11 protein-coding genes are annotated in these 15,498 nt (G+C 55.8%); 6 read left to right on the forward strand and 5 right to left on the reverse strand.

Going from position 1 to position 15,498, the window contains the following annotated elements; all coding sequences use genetic code 11:
• Window positions 1–128 precede the first annotated feature (128 nt).
• The 4 genes from AC0V6U_RS16470 to AC0V6U_RS16485 form a co-directional block, all read right to left on the reverse strand.
• Complete coding sequence (locus AC0V6U_RS16470) at window positions 129–926, reverse strand: hypothetical protein (protein ID WP_472644200.1); 798 nt, start codon at window positions 924–926, stop codon at window positions 129–131.
• Window positions 927–2,006: 1,080 nt separating this feature from the next.
• Complete coding sequence (locus tag AC0V6U_RS16475) at window positions 2,007–3,449, reverse strand: hypothetical protein (RefSeq protein ID WP_472644201.1); 1,443 nt, start codon at window positions 3,447–3,449, stop codon at window positions 2,007–2,009.
• Between the two features lie 30 nt (window positions 3,450–3,479).
• Window positions 3,480–4,661, reverse strand: a complete 1,182-nt coding sequence (locus AC0V6U_RS16480) for a trypsin-like peptidase domain-containing protein (RefSeq protein ID WP_472644202.1) — start codon at window positions 4,659–4,661, stop codon at window positions 3,480–3,482.
• 659 nt (window positions 4,662–5,320) lie between these two features.
• A complete protein-coding gene (locus tag AC0V6U_RS16485) occupies window positions 5,321–6,829 on the reverse strand; it encodes a tryptophan halogenase family protein (protein ID WP_472644203.1) in 1,509 nt (502 codons plus the stop codon).
• 178 nt (window positions 6,830–7,007) lie between these two features.
• On the opposite strand from AC0V6U_RS16485, the gene AC0V6U_RS16490 reads away from it, so the two are divergent.
• From AC0V6U_RS16490 to AC0V6U_RS16515, 6 genes are all read left to right on the forward strand, one after another.
• On the forward strand, window positions 7,008–10,382 hold the full coding sequence (locus tag AC0V6U_RS16490) for a TonB-dependent receptor plug domain-containing protein (RefSeq protein WP_486169529.1): 3,375 nt from the start codon (window positions 7,008–7,010) through the stop codon (window positions 10,380–10,382).
• A 117-nt stretch (window positions 10,383–10,499) separates the two neighbouring features.
• Entirely contained in the window at window positions 10,500–11,042 is a 543-nt protein-coding gene (locus tag AC0V6U_RS16495) for a glycoside hydrolase family 16 protein (protein ID WP_486169530.1), read from the forward strand.
• A complete protein-coding gene (locus AC0V6U_RS16500) occupies window positions 11,026–11,532 on the forward strand; it encodes a glycoside hydrolase family 16 protein (RefSeq protein ID WP_472644206.1) in 507 nt (168 codons plus the stop codon). The genes AC0V6U_RS16495 and AC0V6U_RS16500 overlap by 17 nt, the downstream gene beginning before the upstream one ends.
• A 3-nt stretch (window positions 11,533–11,535) precedes the next feature.
• Entirely contained in the window at window positions 11,536–12,600 is a 1,065-nt protein-coding gene (locus AC0V6U_RS16505; protein WP_472644207.1) for a LacI family DNA-binding transcriptional regulator, read from the forward strand.
• Window positions 12,601–12,603: 3 nt separating this feature from the next.
• Window positions 12,604–13,827 carry an MFS transporter gene (locus AC0V6U_RS16510; RefSeq protein WP_472644208.1) on the forward strand — a complete coding sequence of 408 codons (1,224 nt, stop codon included), beginning with the start codon at window positions 12,604–12,606 and terminating at the stop codon, window positions 13,825–13,827.
• A gap of 69 nt (window positions 13,828–13,896) precedes the next feature.
• Window positions 13,897–15,267, forward strand: a complete 1,371-nt coding sequence (locus AC0V6U_RS16515; protein WP_472644209.1) for a glycoside hydrolase family 3 protein — start codon at window positions 13,897–13,899, stop codon at window positions 15,265–15,267.
• Here the strand turns inward: AC0V6U_RS16515 and AC0V6U_RS16520 are convergent.
• On the reverse strand, window positions 15,264–15,498 hold a 235-nt coding region (locus AC0V6U_RS16520), incomplete at its 5' end, for a hypothetical protein (protein WP_486169531.1). The genes AC0V6U_RS16515 and AC0V6U_RS16520 overlap by 4 nt on opposite strands.

Genomic DNA, 15,498 nt, shown 5'->3' on the forward strand with positions numbered 1-15,498 from the left:
AGTCAAATGTCAGCATTTCGTTAGCCCAAGAGCAGAGCAGACATTCCGCAATCGGCCCAAGAACAGTACAAGCCGCGCGCCAATAGCTGAAACGGGGATGGCGAGCAGACGTCTAGACGATCGGCAGGTCAGCCAGCATCAAACAGCTTCAAACCGATAGGTTCCCTGTCCGAATTCTTATCGCTTGGCTCATAGACACCGCCAGTCAATTCTACGGTTCTGCGCCACGAGTAATTGTCGTCAGTGATTGAACGACAATTCACAACCAATCCGTCCCCACCATGATCCTTCCATGCCTCAGGTTGAGCGTATCGAGATGAGCTATCCTCGCCATCCCTCACTCTTGACAATGTGGTTAGCGCTTGAAGCATCCGTTCGACTATCGCCTCAGTGGGTAACGGAACGGAAATCTGCTCTCCCTCTCGCAACGTTGCATAGGAATGGTCGATATCGTAGTCACCAGCTCGAACGCTGATCAATGGATGGCCAGTCGATAACCGCTTGAACCGATAAAGGTGATCATCCCTTTCAACTGCGACATCAACGTTGCAAAGCAGCTTGTTTGCAGCAGCAAGATCAATTTTGATTTCTGCTCTCCGGGTCGGGCGGTATCTGTAACCCACCACAACTTCGAAGGCTGGCCCATTGCCGTGATTTTCTATGTGCACTTCATAGTTGAGCTTATCTGAGGACAATTGCCCGGAAACAATTCTCGATAGGACAAGGCCATGATCTTCACCTGAAATCAAGGTGAGCACGGGCATGACATCTTGCTTCCTTTGCTCGACCATTTCTCGAACTGCCTTCTTACTCGCCACTGCGGCAAACCAAGCGGCAATCGCTGCTACAAGGGCTGCAAACGTTCCTAAGGCATCGATGGTTGTGCCAAGAAGTCGCAAGCTGAGCGGATCATCTAGATCAAACATATTTCCCCCTTCGATACCAAAAAGGATATGTTCAAAATTCCATGGCGTCGTCAATTTCTCAGTGCTTGGCTCCGGATGCACTAAATCGCTTGCAAATAGGATCTCGGATTGATTCAACGTTGTTCGAAAGGAAGACCGTTAACTGGGTCGAAGACTGACCGACTGGTTTAGAGTTTCGATCAACTGGAAGCTGTCATTCTGCAAGCGGCCCAAATGATGCCTACCTAAAACCGGGCCAATAGAATTCTGCCATCCAAAGTGGCTGTCCATCGAGGTGCTGGCGCAGTTTCTCAATGAGACCCTCGTATCGATTGCAACTTGGGCGTGACCAACCATTTCGCTTAGCGTGAATCCAGATGTTCCCATCGCTGGATCGGTAAGTCTCGTGCAAGTTTTGAAGAAGCAAGCCGTCAATCGGTGGATGGAGAGCTGCGACTTGACTGTGGTTGGCCCAGTCCGGATTGATAAAACGTGACTTCAGATAGACGTTGATTAACTTTGCTGCCTGGCCATCTCGCATTCCCTCGATGCCGCTGGCTTCGATAATCGATCTCCGCCAACGCCGGTGTGCCAAGTCAAAGCTAGAAATGCTAGGCAGATCGTCTGGGAACTTTATCTTGTCCAAGCCAGCATCGACAAGCCATCGAGCGCCTTCTCTTACTGGAAAACGACTGCCAGGGACGGAAGAAGCGATCGACGCGGACCAACATGCGAAACGATGTGTGTGCTCATGAATGTCATATTGGATTGCCATGTGATGAATCTAGCTCAGAACCGAGAGGCAAGAGTCTCTAGTCGGTACGTCTGAAAATGTGAACTCCGACAGCAAGGCCGGACATTCCGCAACCGGCCCAGATCAGGCCATCGTTCTAGGACTGAAATTGGAGTCGGGGGACGCCGTTCAGAAAATGTCATCTGGCGCCTACCTCCCGCAAATACAGAGTATAACAGGAGCCGCTTTGGCCGCATACCTATCTCCGACACGGTCCGCTTTTACGGCACAGGATATTGATACAAACGCATTCGGTTAGCTCGCTCGCTCATTCCATCATCAACCAACGGTTGCGATCAGGCAAGCATTCAACTGTCTGTAATGATGTCTGGATAGGGCGCTGACCTTCCGGACTTTACAGCCGCCTCGTTCAGCTTGGCCTGAGCCACCAAGACTGCACCCTGCGCTGCCGCAATTACGTTGGCATCACCTCCGGCAATCGCCACTTGCAAAGCTCTTTGCGCGGCTCCCAATTCGGTCGATGCACTAACATAGGCCGTGTCGGTTTCTTCCCATTCGGCTTTCGGTGTGATGAGTCCACTAACCTCGGAACCGACGGTCTCCGCTTGAGCACCAAGCGCCTTGGCGATGGCAGCGAGGAACTTCCGTTCATCACGAACGACTACAAAGGATGCCCTCGCATTGGTCCGACCGAAACCAAGCAAGTCAGTACTGGTAGGATCAGGTAGTTTATCAAAGGCTGCTTCAGCCCGCTCCACCGCAGCCTCTGCGACACCTACTGCAGCCACCAAAGCACTCACGGCATTTCGATTGACCGCGTTGTCCTCATCCTCACGTTTTGCATGCGCAACCGCCAGATCTGCCCGAGCCTTGGCGAGTTCCGCCTTCTTCGTTTCCAACGTTGCGATCACTCCATTGTATCGAGAAGGCACTGCCTTGATCGCATCACCTGTGGGCCGGGATGCGTGGAAGATCGGGTTGCTAAAACGCATGTCGTTGTAGGCCAGGACCTGCCTGTTGGAAGGTCTCAATCGCGAAAGCTCGAACCGCGAAAATGCGTAGACCGATCCAATTGGATCACCGTTCGCCGCATATCCCGGAGTCGCCAGCGCGACATGCAATTCAGCTCGCTGCGATCGAGCGGTAGCACTGGGCAATTGCTTACGGTACCAAACCAGGAGCGGGACAATTTCGCTTCCTTCGCGAGAGGGAATAACTGCCACTTCGGCGTAGAACAGCGGCAATGATTGAAGCCTGAAGCCTTCAGTTCCACCAAGCACATCAATCAAGCTGTCCTGTGCAGCTGTACTTTCAAGAGCCGCTACACCTTCCACTGCGGAGCCAAGGTTGGCGAGCGGGGTCGGCGCGCGCCGCCCACTTGTTCGCGTGGAAGGATCAGGAACGGCAATCACCAGACACCGTGCAGCTTCCTGATATGCGAAAGGCGTCAGGCCACCCCGGTGGCTCCGAGTAATTCTGCCGTGCGTAAATCCAGTTGTTGCAGTCGACTTGAAGGTATGTTCCGAGGCAGCACTTTCGATTGTTCCTGCCAGTGCCGATACTCCGCTGCTGGCCAAAGAACCGGCGATGCTTGCAAGAATTGGAAGGAAGAAGCTCTCTGGCTGTCCATCGTTACCAACGGCCGTCCGAAAGTCAGAGGCCGCGACTGGACAAGTGTCCCTCACAACTAGCCGCGCTTGGATGGCCGTTTCCGCCGCGCTAGCTGTCCCGCCAACAAGAAACTGAACAAATGCGATGGCGAACAGCACCGATGCTCTGAAAGTGTTCATTGATTGCCCCCGCGAAGATTGGATTGAAAATTAGCAGCCGAGCACCGCGAATGTTACGCGCGGAAGGGATTCTCCCCTGCATTGCGAGTTGGCCTCTTTGCCACCGCTTAGGATGCCGACAACCTGTAATGGCCCACCGTCCGACTGTCTCAGGAATATTGGTGCACCTGAGAAGCCCCCCATGGTCTGGCAAGCAAGATGCAAACAGTCATCATACTCCAACACGTAAAAACACATCCCTTCACGAGGCGCTTTGATCGCTTCGGAGAAATCAGTCAGCGGCTGATCAACCGCCGAAGTCGCCTGCTGATATGCGCCTGGGAACGAAAACCCAATGGGGAACAAAGTCGTATCATACAAGCTCGAAGCCATATCGAGAGAAACGAATTCAGTCTCTGCGACGCTCAGAGGAGAACCCTCACCAACGCGATATATCGCCCAATCTGTAGGACCACTCGCAACTCTTCCTGCCGCGATCTTAGTCAAAGAGCGGATTTCGTTGGAAGAGGCTTGTCTAACCTCAAGCTTGTTATCCGGCGCCCCGCGCTGACAATGCGCGGCGGTTATGAAAAGGCCATCAGGCCGCAAGAGGCCTACACATCTAACTTCACCGCCGATTGAGAGTGTCCCGATCGTAGAAAGCACCTCGGGTGAGAACGAGGGCAGTGCCCCAATCGCACGGTCGCCATTCTCGCCCTCGTCTGGTCGCCCAAGGCATGTCTGATCCCACATCATTGCCTGCGGAGTGATGTGCCAATCCTGTGGCCGACCAAACCAAATATCATAAAGCGCGTTGGCGGATTGCGAACATTCTAATCGTAGTTCGCTGCCCGCTGGTAGCTGTTCTGACAGCTCATTTAGCCGCGCAGAAATAAGGCAACTCTGGCTGCCAGGCCTGATTGCGCAAAGTCGATCAAACTCTTCTAGAATTTTCTGAATAGGAGCGATGACTTGGACAAGATCTATGACATTGAAAGTGCCGTTGGGCGAGCTCAACCTGAACGCCTCTTCAACGGTAAGGTTGAATAGGTCCTCAGCTTGAGTTTGAACGGGTTCCACGCTCCGCAAATCCACCAAGTCACCCGATATCTCCTTAGGGCCGAGCCCTTCGATGGAAATCTCAAGGGTTACTTCGCCAGTATCCTGCGAATAGGCGGGTATGGGTAAAGCGGCAAAAACAAAAGCGGATGAAAAAGTAATAGACCTAAGCACGACACCCCCTTGTCACGCGACTCGACCTTATTCGGTATTATCCAATCTTGTATATTAGTGTGATTGATATACAATAATTATCATATTTTAGAGTATTCTATCTGAATATGCAAATTGGATCGACGAAGCGTTCTTCATTCGATCATACCAGACTCTTCAATATTGCGATTGGTAAGCCACTCGGAAGACTCGAAGAACTCTTCTTCATGTTCGAGGCCTCAAGCCCCATCAAGCTGCTTGTCTTCCCGCGTCAACGCCCCTGAGGCATGCCCAGCATCGCAGCGAATTTGGCCGCTTCGTGCCATGCCGCATCCTGCTCCTTGATACTGAGCGGGTCATTCCACGCGGGCTCTCTCGCTATTGTTGCCGCGAACGCACCAGCAATCGGCATCGCGCGATGAACAGGAGCCGGGTGCCAGTGCCGATACTGCGCGTCGATCACCGTAGGTAGGCTTAGGCGTCGGCTTCTCGGACTCTTGAAATCGGAATCGGACCGTCTGCTTTCGGCCCAGATTGAGCCGTTATTCAATGACTGAAGTTGGGAGTGAAAGCAGCCATTGCCCACTCGGCTTTTCGAATAGCGCTTTGGTCGCTCAAAGCGAACGCTATCTGGCCTTGTGGCAAATGCCTCTAGCTCTTCGATAGCGTAGGCAACCGTGCTAGCTCATTGGTGCAGGGCAGTATTTGTTCAGATATGCATCATGTGTCGGCATGTGGTTGACCAGATAGCGGATCGACTGCTCCATCCCGTCAATCTCCGGCTTGAGCTGCGCAAGGTTGAGCGAGCTGGCCATCGCGTTGTTGCCCTCCATTTCTAAGCCTTGACCCATCATCACAGCGGCCCAGCTCGTCTCGGTGAAGAGTTCGTCTTCCTCGCGGAAGATCTGGCCATTGGTTCGGAAGAGCTCCATTTTCTCAGTTAGGCTGTCTGGCACGCTCATTGTGCGGCAGTAGTTCCAGAACTCTGAATCGTCCCGCGCGGTCTGATGGTAGTGTAAGATCAGAAAATCACGGATCCGCTCATATTCCTTGCGCGTAAGGCGGTTGAATGCGTCTTCCTGCGTCTGGTTGATCCCGTCGAGCGAGAGGACGGAAATCAGCTTGTTGATGCCAGTGTTGATCAAGTGGATCGAGGTCGATTCCAACGGTTCCATAAAGCCGGCGGACAATCCCAAGGCCACCACATTCTTGTTCCAGAACTTCTTGCGGCGGCCTGTGAGGAACCGGAGATGATTGGGGTCAGCGGTTGGCTTGCCAGCAAGATTTGAGACGAGGATGTCGTGCGCTTCGTCGGCTTCCATGAACTGGCTGCAATAGACATGGCCATTGCCGTTGCGGTGCTGCAGCGGAACTTGCCATTGCCAGCCGGCAGAATGCGCCGTGGCACGGGTGTAGGGCAAAGGCGGGCTGCCATCATCACGGTTGCAAGGTAGGGCAACTGCGCGATCGCAGGGTAGCCAACGGGTCCAATCATCATAGCCCGTTTCGAGTGCTTGCTCGATCAGCAATCCTCGGAAGCCAGAGCAATCAACAAAGAGGTCGCCGCTGATGTCGCTTTCACTATCCATCTTCACCGATGTGACGAAGCCGGTCTCGGCGTCGCGCGCAACATCAATGACCTTGCCTTCGCGGCGCACAACACCGCGAGCCTCTGCGTACGTGCGCAGGAACTGCGCGTAGCGACCCGCATCAATGTGATAAGCGTAATTGACCGGCGGCAGGTCTTCGCGAGGGTGATCCTCAGTGCGCGAAAACCGCCCAAAATAGGCCGCCATGGTTTCGACATTGAAGGCTTGGATCGGGCGTTTATCGCCAGCCTCGCGGCAGCGATGCCAAACATTATGGAAAGATACGCCGCCCATATTGTAGCCATAGGCACCGAACGGGTGAATGTAGCTATCGCCCTGATTGCCCCAATTCACGAACTGAATGCCCAGCTTGAATGTGCCTTGGATCGCGCTCATCATTTCGCGTTCGTCGATCTCTAGCAATTGGTTGAACTCGACAAAGGGAGGAATGGTGGCCTCGCCAACGCCGACCGTCCCTATGGCTTCTGATTCGATCAGAGTGATCTCGACCTTGCGGTCTTTGCCCAGGCGCGAAAGCGCCGCTGCCGCCATCCAGCCAGCGGTGCCGCCGCCTACAATCACGATCTTCTCGATAGACATTGCGCTTGTCTCTCCTGCCAAGTCTTCTCGAAGTCTTAGGTGAAAGATAACGGGTAATCCAGCTATGTGGGAAAGATTGTGAACGTTCATTTTAGTGCTTGTGAACGCTCACAATTGAAGTTAGGCATTGCAACACTAGGGTGGACTGAAACCGCCTTTCCTGGGGAGGAAACATACAGTGATTCGTAGAAAACCGCTTTCGCTTGGGCTCGATTCGGGCCGGTCAGCTATCCTTACAACTGCATCCAGCTTGGCAATGTCGATGGTCCTTGCGCCCGCCGCCATGGCACAAGATGAGGTCGCTGATGAAGAAGTCGCGGAGGCCCCTGCTGACGAAGGCAACAACATCGTCGTAACCGGTTTCCGGGCTTCGCTGGAAAACGCTCAGAACATCAAGCGCGATGCCGACACCTTTGTGGACGCTGTTACTGCTGAAGACATTGGTGCGCTGCCAGATCGCTCGGTTGCTGAAACCCTGCAGCGTATTCCCGGGATCACCATTGGCCGCTTTGAAAAAACAACTGATCCAGACCGGTTCTCTGTCGAGGGAACGGGCGTCATTATCCGCGGCCTTCCCTTTGCGCGCTCCGAACTGAACGGGCGCGATATTTTCTCCGCGACTGGCGGACGCGTGCTTAGCTTTAACGATGTGTCACCTGAGCTGCTTGGCCGTGTCGAAGTGTTCAAGAACGTCACCGCTGACATGGTCGAAGGCGGCCCATCGGGGACCGTCAATCTTGTCACGCGCAAGCCGCTCGACAATCCCGGTACGAGGCTCGCAGGGACAATCGGCGCAAATTATGGTGACCTTCGTGAAGAATGGTCGCCGGAGTTCTCTTTGCTGGGCTCGACCACTGTCGATTTGCCTGGTGGTTCAATTGGTTTCCAGCTTGCCTATGCCAAGTCGGAACTGAAGAGCCGTACAGACGCATCGCAGGTTGCTGACCCGTGCTACCGTGCAGTCACGCTCGACGGACCATGTTTGCGCGCGCTGTCTGTTGGTTCGGGCGGCTTTGTGGGTGATCCCAACTTCGACGCTTCGAACTTTCCGCCAGACGGCTCGGTTCTTGTGCCGAAGGGGGCCGGTGTCCGCACAACCGATCTCGATCGTGACCGCGAGGCCTGGTCGGCTGTTCTTCAGTACGAAGATCCAACCGGCAACTTCGTTGCGACGTTTGAGTGGCTCCGTTCAGACACGACATTCCAGACTGAAGAATTCGCTCTGATTGCCCGAGTTGATGATGAGGGGTTGTTCCCAGTGCCTGCCGCAGGCAGCACATTCCAGTTTGATGAGAATGGCATCTTCCAAAGCGGAATTCTCACTCAGCGCCCTGGTGATGCCTATGCAAACCCATTTGGCCGGGGCGGCCTGCCAATTGACTCGCTTCGGTTCGAGCGCGGTTTGGCCTCTACCACTGAGGATTTCTCATTCGATGCGAAGTGGAACATCACTGATCGTTTCCGCGTCAACTTCGAGGCGCAAACTATCAGCTCTGATCTGGCGCGTGATTCCGTCTTTGGTGCGCTCAGCACTTGGGCAAACATTGACCTCGATCTCTCCGGGAATGTGCCGAGTGTAAACTTCATTGCCCCTCCGGGCGCTGAAGCTGACTATTTCTCCTCCGGCTTCAACACCTATTACTGGTTCGGTTTGGACAGCCGCGAGAAGAACGAAGGCGGTCTCGATAGTCTGCGATTTGATGCAGAATATGACATCAGCGACGACGGCTTCTTCAAGGCGGCTCGTTTCGGCGCGCGCTGGGCTGAACGAGACCGTACGACCCGCAACACCAATTTCAGCACTTGGGGCAACCTTTCGGCTCCATGGGCTGGGCGAGCAGGCTGTGCGCCTTGGGGTGAAGGTTCTGGTTGCGGTGCAAGCGGCCCAGGACCATTCGGCAATGGGTTTATCCCAGGCCGTTTCTACACCGGCCTGCCTGGTCAGGAATTTGCGATTGCTGGCGGCGCCTATGTCGACGAATTTCCAGGCTTCTCGCAATTGCGCAATCCGTTTGGCGACAACTTCCAACGCGGGAATTCTCCAACTCCGATCGAGAATGGCGCAGCGTTCTTCTTTGGTGGAGATGACTTCCTAGGCGAATATCTCTCTGGTCTAACTGACGATCAATTTGAGGAAATTCAGGAATTTGGCCTGTCACCAGAACGCTTTAACTACGGCGTAAATGGCCGCTTCCGCGCCGATCCATTGACCGGCGAGATTGTGCCTTGCGACATCGAAGGTGTGTTCTGCCCCGGTGAGGTTTCGACCGTCACCGAAGTGACCAATGCCGCCTATGCGCGCGTCGATTTCGGCCATGACTTCAGCAATGGCTGGAACGTGGATGGCAATATCGGTCTGCGCTATGTGGAAACTGAAATCACGAGCGGCGGGCGTATCGGGTTCCCTGATGCCAGCCGTTTCGACAATCCAGCCAATGGCGTTTCCAATGGCGACGGAATTGTTCAGGTTTCTGAACTCCAAGCATTGTGCGCGACGCCCGATGTGCCAGGGATTCAGCGCGGCTATTGCCAATTGTCTGATGCAAGACTGGCAGAATTTGCCGCAGCCCATACCGGCGAAGTGCTCAACGATGATCGAAAGATCCGCTTCGACCATTGGCTGCCAAGCTTCAACGCCAAGTTGGATGTAGGCGGCGGGCTATTGTTCCGCGCAGCAGCATCGAAGAACATTGCAAGGCCTGACCTTCAGCTGTTCCGAGCAGGCGGGGGAATTGGCGACAACACCAACGCTCTTGAGACTGCTGGTGCAGATGCGCTCGCAAATGGACCTTTGTTCGCCCTCTCGACGGGCAACAGGAACCTTCTGCCGGTTGAAATATGGAATTATGATCTTTCGGTTGAATGGTATTTCAATGCCGTCGGCTCGGTGACTTTATCTGGCTTCCTCAAGGACGTTGATGGCTTCATTGATACTGGTTTCAACACGGTCACATATCAGGGCAGCGTTCCTGTCGAGGTGGCGGTTGAGGGGCCATCCAACGCTCAGGACGGACTGCTCAAAGGCTTCGAGCTTGCCTATCAACATACGTTCGATTTCTTGCCAGGCCTGCTAAGCGGATTTGGCACACAGCTGACCTACACCTATGTCGATGGCGGTGACTTCGCAAATCCGAATCTAACCGCAGTTGGCCAGTCGTCGATTACGACCGCGGCCAATGAATTGGGAGGCGGTGCGTTTGTATCGCAGCAGCCACTCGCGGGTATTTCTGAGCACGCATTCAACGCGACCCTTTTTTACGAGAAAGGGCCATTGTCCGCGCGCGCTGCCTACAATTGGCGATCGGAATTCCTGATCACCCCGCGTGATGACATCTTCCCATTCTCGCCAATCTGGCAGGAAGATACGGGGCAATTGGATGCATCGATTTTCTATTCGGTAACGGATTACCTCAAGCTCGGTATCCAAGGCGTGAACCTGCTCGATGAGGTCACCGAAACTTCACAAGTTGTCGACTTCGATGGGACGCGCGTCACGCGATCAGCGTTCCGAAACGACCGCCGCTTCACATTCCTGGCGCGGTTCGACTTCTAGGTCTTTAGGGGAAGGCCTATTGAGGAAGGAAAGGGCCTTTGTTTTGCGCAAGGGCCCTTTCTTTTGCTGGGGTCTGACTGCTCTCCGAAGGTGAGTAATGTTTGAGGCAATGGAATGGTGAACGCGATCAGAAAGTTAAGAAGTGCTGGCGCTGCAGCCGCGTTGGGCTTCGTCTTGTCTGCTTGCGGCACAGCGCATGAGACAGAGGGCAAAGACCGGCACGAAAAGATTGAGCGGGTTGCATTGCCGGAAGCAGGATCTTCTCGCGAGCCTGCCAGCGAACCGGGTTGGCGGCTGGTTTGGCAGGACGAATTTGACGGCGCCCAAATCGACCACACGAAATGGGATTTCGATGTGGATTGTTGGGGCGGCGGCAATGATGAGCGGCAGTGTTACACCGACGCCCCGCGCAACGCTTCGCTCCGCGATGGCAAGCTGGTGATCACTGCACGGCGCGAGACGCACACTGGCCCGGCTCTGCCTACGCATATGCGCAAGGAGGCGGAGGATCCCGATGCGACCGCGACAAAGCCTTACACCTCGGCGCGCTTGGTCACGCGCGGCAAAGCCGCCTGGAAATATGGCCGGATCGAAGTGCGCGCCAAGCTGCCACAGGGGCAAGGAACTTGGCTGCACGATCTGGATGCTGCCAGAAGATAACGCTTATGGCGGTTGGGCCGCGTCAGGCGAGATCGACATCATGGAAGCGGTCAATCTTGGCACGGCTTGCGACGATTGCCCGGGCGGCAGTGAAAGCACAATTCTCGGCACGCTGCACTTTGGCGATTTGTGGCCTAACAATTCGCTCGACAGCAGCGAAATGTATGCGCCCGAGGTGCTCGAAGGGTTCAACACCTTCGGCATTGTCTGGGCTCCAAATCAGATCGAATGGACTTTCAACGGCAAAGTGTTCGCGCGTAAAGCGGCGGATGCCTGGTGGAGCGCTGGTTCCCAGGAACGCGGAGCGCCTTTCGATCAGCCGTTTCACCTGATCCTCAATCTGGCCATTGGGGGCGGCTTGCCAGAGCGGCGCGGCCAAGGCGGTGTGGATATGAACGATTTCCCAAAAAACCTTGAAATTGATTGGGTTCGGGTCTGGCAATGCGGCGAACAAGGCAATAGCGATAGTGCCTGCTCAGGAGGCGAATAAGGTATGGCGAGACGGCGCCAATCTGTGACGATCAAGCATGTTGCTGCCGATGCGGGTGTGTCGCTGCAGACGGTTAGCCGCGTCATCAATGACGAGCCCAATGTCCGCCCGGCCATGAAGGAGCGGGTGCAAAGCTCGATCGACAAGCTGGGCTATGTCCCGTCCATCGCTGCGCAGCGGATGAGCGGATCGCGCTCCTATCTGATCCTCGCCCTTAATGACCGTGAGCGCACGATCGCAGATTGGCGCGCACGTGAAGGCAATGATTGGGTCGATCAGATGCTACTTGGCGGAATGCTGAAATGCGCTGACCATGGCTATCGCATGCTGGTAGAACTGGTCGACACCCATAGTGACCATGTCGAACGCGAGCTGTCGGCCGCGCTTGCTTCACTGCAACCTGACGGCGTTATTTTGACCCCGCCGCACTCGGACAATCCGCTGATCGTGAACCTGCTGGCGCGCGAGAACGTGCCATTTGTCCGGATCGGCTCGCTCGGCAACGGGGTTGGTATCCCCGTTTCGATGGATGATGAGGGCTCGGCCCGCCTCGCAACTGAGCACTTGATCAAGCTGGGGCATGAGCGGATTGGTTTTGTGGCTGGACCTGATGAATACAGCCTCAGCCAATGGCGCGTTGATGGCTGGCTTGCGACGATGGCTGAGAACGGATTGCCAACCGACAACCTGCTCGCCAGTGGCGATTTCAGCTTCGAGTCCGGCCAGCTGGCAGGGCGGAAATTGTTGAGTAATAGTCCGCGCCCAACCGCGATCATCGCCAGCAATGACCAGATGACGCATGGTGTGCTCGACACAGCCAAGGAATTCGATCTGGATGTGCCTGGGCACCTCTCTCTGATCAGCTTTGACAATTCGCCGAGCACCCGTTTCACTCGGCCGGCATTGAGCGCGATTGACCAGCCTGTTGCCGAAACAGCTGCCAAAGCCGTGGAGCTGATTATTGCGGCACAAAAGGGCGAAGAACTGCCGGAAGTTCCCATTACGGTGCCTGGCCGCTTGATTGAGAGATCATCGGTATCGCCGCCAGCGCCGCTTCGCCGCGACTAAGCAATGTCACAAACAGAAGTCTTGGGAGTGCCCGCACAGGCCGCTCCGCAAACCAAGCGCTTCATGTTGCTGTATGCGCTCGCCTGGGCTGGCGGCGCGATTGGTTATGTTCCGTTCCTTACGTTGCTTTTACCTGCACGAGTGACGGAACTGACCGGCCCCGATGCCGTCGAATGGCTCGCCTATATCGCATTTGTCGGAGCGATTGCTGCAAGCCTCGCCAATCTGGGGTTTGGCTGGCTAAGCGATGTGGTGCGTTCGCGCCGAACCTTCATTTTTGCCGGCTTGATCCTCTCAAGTCTTGCTCTTGTCACAGCGGCACAAATTGACCGGCTTGGGCCGCTCTTGATCCATATTGCGCTGTGGCAGTTTGGCCTGAATATGATGCTCAGCCCGCTGGCCGCGCTGGCCGGTGACTATGTGCCGGATGGCCAAAAGGGGCGGCTTGGCGGGCTCTTGTCGTTTGCGCCAGCGATCGGCGGATTGTCAGGGGCTTTGGTGACCATTCCGGCTCTGGCTTTGTCGCGCGATGCGCAATTGGTCGTAGTTGCGTGCATGGTTGCCGCGTGCGTTTTGCCAGTAATGTTCTTCGGTCGCCCCAACGCGATGCCGCAGCTGACCGAGGATGCGCCGCAGCCTGTGAACGAGGTGGCTGTGCAGTTGCCCAAGGCTGGGAATGCGGTGCTCCGCATGTGGCTCTCAAGGTTGCTCGTCCAAATCGCTGAAGCGTCGCTTTTCGCGTTCTTACTGCTGTGGCTAAGGTCCCTTGATGAGACGATGGGCGAGAGTGAGACCGCGCGCCTCTTTAGCCTGGTTGTGCTGATCGCAATTCCCTTGGCACTGGCTTTGGGGCGGTGGGCCGATATGCGCGATAAGCCGATGCTGCCGCTCGCTGGGGCAGCCCTTGTTTGCGCTGTCGGCCTCGCGGCTATGGCAGCTTCTAATTCGCTTGGGAGTGGGATAGCGGGCTATGTCATATTTGGCGTTGCAGGAGCGGTGTTCCTTTCTCTGCATTCGGCCCAGACACTGCGCGTTCTGCCCAGGGCTAGGACACGCGGCCGTGACCTCGGGTTTTTCAACCTTACTAACACGGTTCCATCGCTGATTATGCCGTGGCTAACGCTCGCATTGGTGCCGATATTTGGCTTTGCTGGGCTCTTTGCACTGCTCGCGGTGATGGCGGCCATGGCGAGTATTCTGATGTTTTCTGTTTCCAAGCCCAAATAGGCCTTGATTTCCGGATGGGGGACTGTAGCCTCCCAAATTGAGAACGTTCACATTTTGAGGGAGTTCGCAATGCGTAATGGACTGAGCGCACTGTTGGGCACTGTATTGATGGCCGGATGCGCAAGTGCACCGCAGGCCACCGCGCCGCTTCAAAGCGCTTCGCAATCGATTGCCGGTGCGAGTAATGAAGAGGCCGAAGTTGCCGCCCTGCTAGCGCGCATGTCGTTGGAACGGAAAGTCGCCCAGCTGATCCAGCCGCAGATCAATTCCTTCACCGCCGAAGAGATGCGCAAATATCGTTGGGGCAGCTATCTCAATGGCGGAAACGGTGGTCCATATGGCGAAGAGTTCGCGCCTGCATCTGAATGGCTGCGCCTTGCCGATGAAATGTGGGATGCGTCAACTGCGCCGCTTCCAGGCGACGAGCCGGTCATCCCGGCTATGTGGGGCACGGACGCTGTCCACGGCCACACAAATGTCATGCGCGCGACGATCTTTCCTCACAATATCGCGCTTGGCGCGACAGGCGATCCTGATCTCGTGCGCCAGATTGGAGCCGCGACAGCAACCGAAATTGAAGTGACCGGGATCGATTGGAATTTCTCTCCCACCGTTGCGGTGGCCCGTGATGATCGCTGGGGGCGTACCTACGAGAGTTATTCCGAAGACCCCGAGGTCGTGGCCAAATTTGGCGCGGCGCTGGTTGAGGGACTGCAGGGGCGCAAGGGCGCAGACGACTATCTCGGTCAAGGCCGCGTTATCGCGACGGCCAAGCACTTCTTCGGTGATGGCGGGACCGACCAAGGTGTCGACCAAGGAGAAGTGAACGGCGATATCGATGCCCTTAAGTCGATCCACGCTGTGCCTTACCCGGTGGCGATCGAAGCGGGTGTTGAGACCATCATGGCCAGTTTCAACTCGATCAATGGCCGCAAAATGCATGGCAATGAAGCTCTGCTAAATGGGGTTTTGCGCGGCGAAATGGGGTTTGATGGACTGGTTGTTGGCGACTGGAACGGCCACGGCCAAGTAAAGGGTTGCACGGTAAGCGATTGCGCGCAGTCTCTGCTCGCTGGGCTCGACATCTACATGGTGCCGGACGATGCGATTGCATTGCATACCTCGCTGGTTGCTCAAGTGCGTAATGGCACAATCCCCATGGCGAGGATCGACGAGGCGGCTGGCCGCGTCCTTCGTCTTAAGCTGCGCGCTGGCCTGATCGGTCCGGAGGCCAAGCGCCCTTCTGAGCGTCCCAATGCGGGAGAGTTCGGTAAGTTGGGTATGGCACCGCACCGCGCGGTCGCCAGAGAAGCGGTCGCCAAGTCTCAGGTGATACTCAAGAACAATGGTGTCTTGCCGCTCAAAACCGGCGCCAATGTGCTCGTCGCAGGAACCGCCGCAGATAGCATTGCGCAGGCCGCCGCAGCGGTTGGACGCTAACTTGGCAAGGCGGGCGCGAGCTCACCAATGACTACTTCCCCGGGGCCACATCGATCTGGCAAGGGATTGAGCAGGCTGCGAGCCAAAGCGGTGGGGGCGCAATCCTGTCGGAAGGCGGCAGTTTCACAGAGCGGCCCGATGTCGCGGTCGTCGTCTTTGGCGAGCAGCCTTATGCTGAGTTTGCAGGGGACCGGAAAAATCTGGTCTTTGCCGATGAGGAAGGCCTTGAGC

This window comes from Erythrobacter sp. W36, from assembly GCF_057364935.1.

What these genes read in the sequence shown, in the direction of transcription:
- AC0V6U_RS16470 (WP_472644200.1), bottom strand. Translation starts at nt 926, where the DNA reads ATGTTTGATCTAGATGATCCGCTCAGCTTGCGACTTCTTGGCACAACC.
- AC0V6U_RS16475 (WP_472644201.1), bottom strand. Translation starts at nt 3,449, where the DNA reads ATGAACACTTTCAGAGCATCGGTGCTGTTCGCCATCGCATTTGTTCAG.
- AC0V6U_RS16485 (WP_472644203.1), bottom strand. Translation starts at nt 6,829, where the DNA reads ATGTCTATCGAGAAGATCGTGATTGTAGGCGGCGGCACCGCTGGCTGG.
- AC0V6U_RS16500 (WP_472644206.1), top strand. Translation starts at nt 11,026, where the DNA reads ATGCTGCCAGAAGATAACGCTTATGGCGGTTGGGCCGCGTCAGGCGAG.
- AC0V6U_RS16505 (WP_472644207.1), top strand. Translation starts at nt 11,536, where the DNA reads ATGGCGAGACGGCGCCAATCTGTGACGATCAAGCATGTTGCTGCCGAT.
- AC0V6U_RS16510 (WP_472644208.1), top strand. Translation starts at nt 12,604, where the DNA reads ATGTCACAAACAGAAGTCTTGGGAGTGCCCGCACAGGCCGCTCCGCAA.
- AC0V6U_RS16515 (WP_472644209.1), top strand. Translation starts at nt 13,897, where the DNA reads ATGCGTAATGGACTGAGCGCACTGTTGGGCACTGTATTGATGGCCGGA.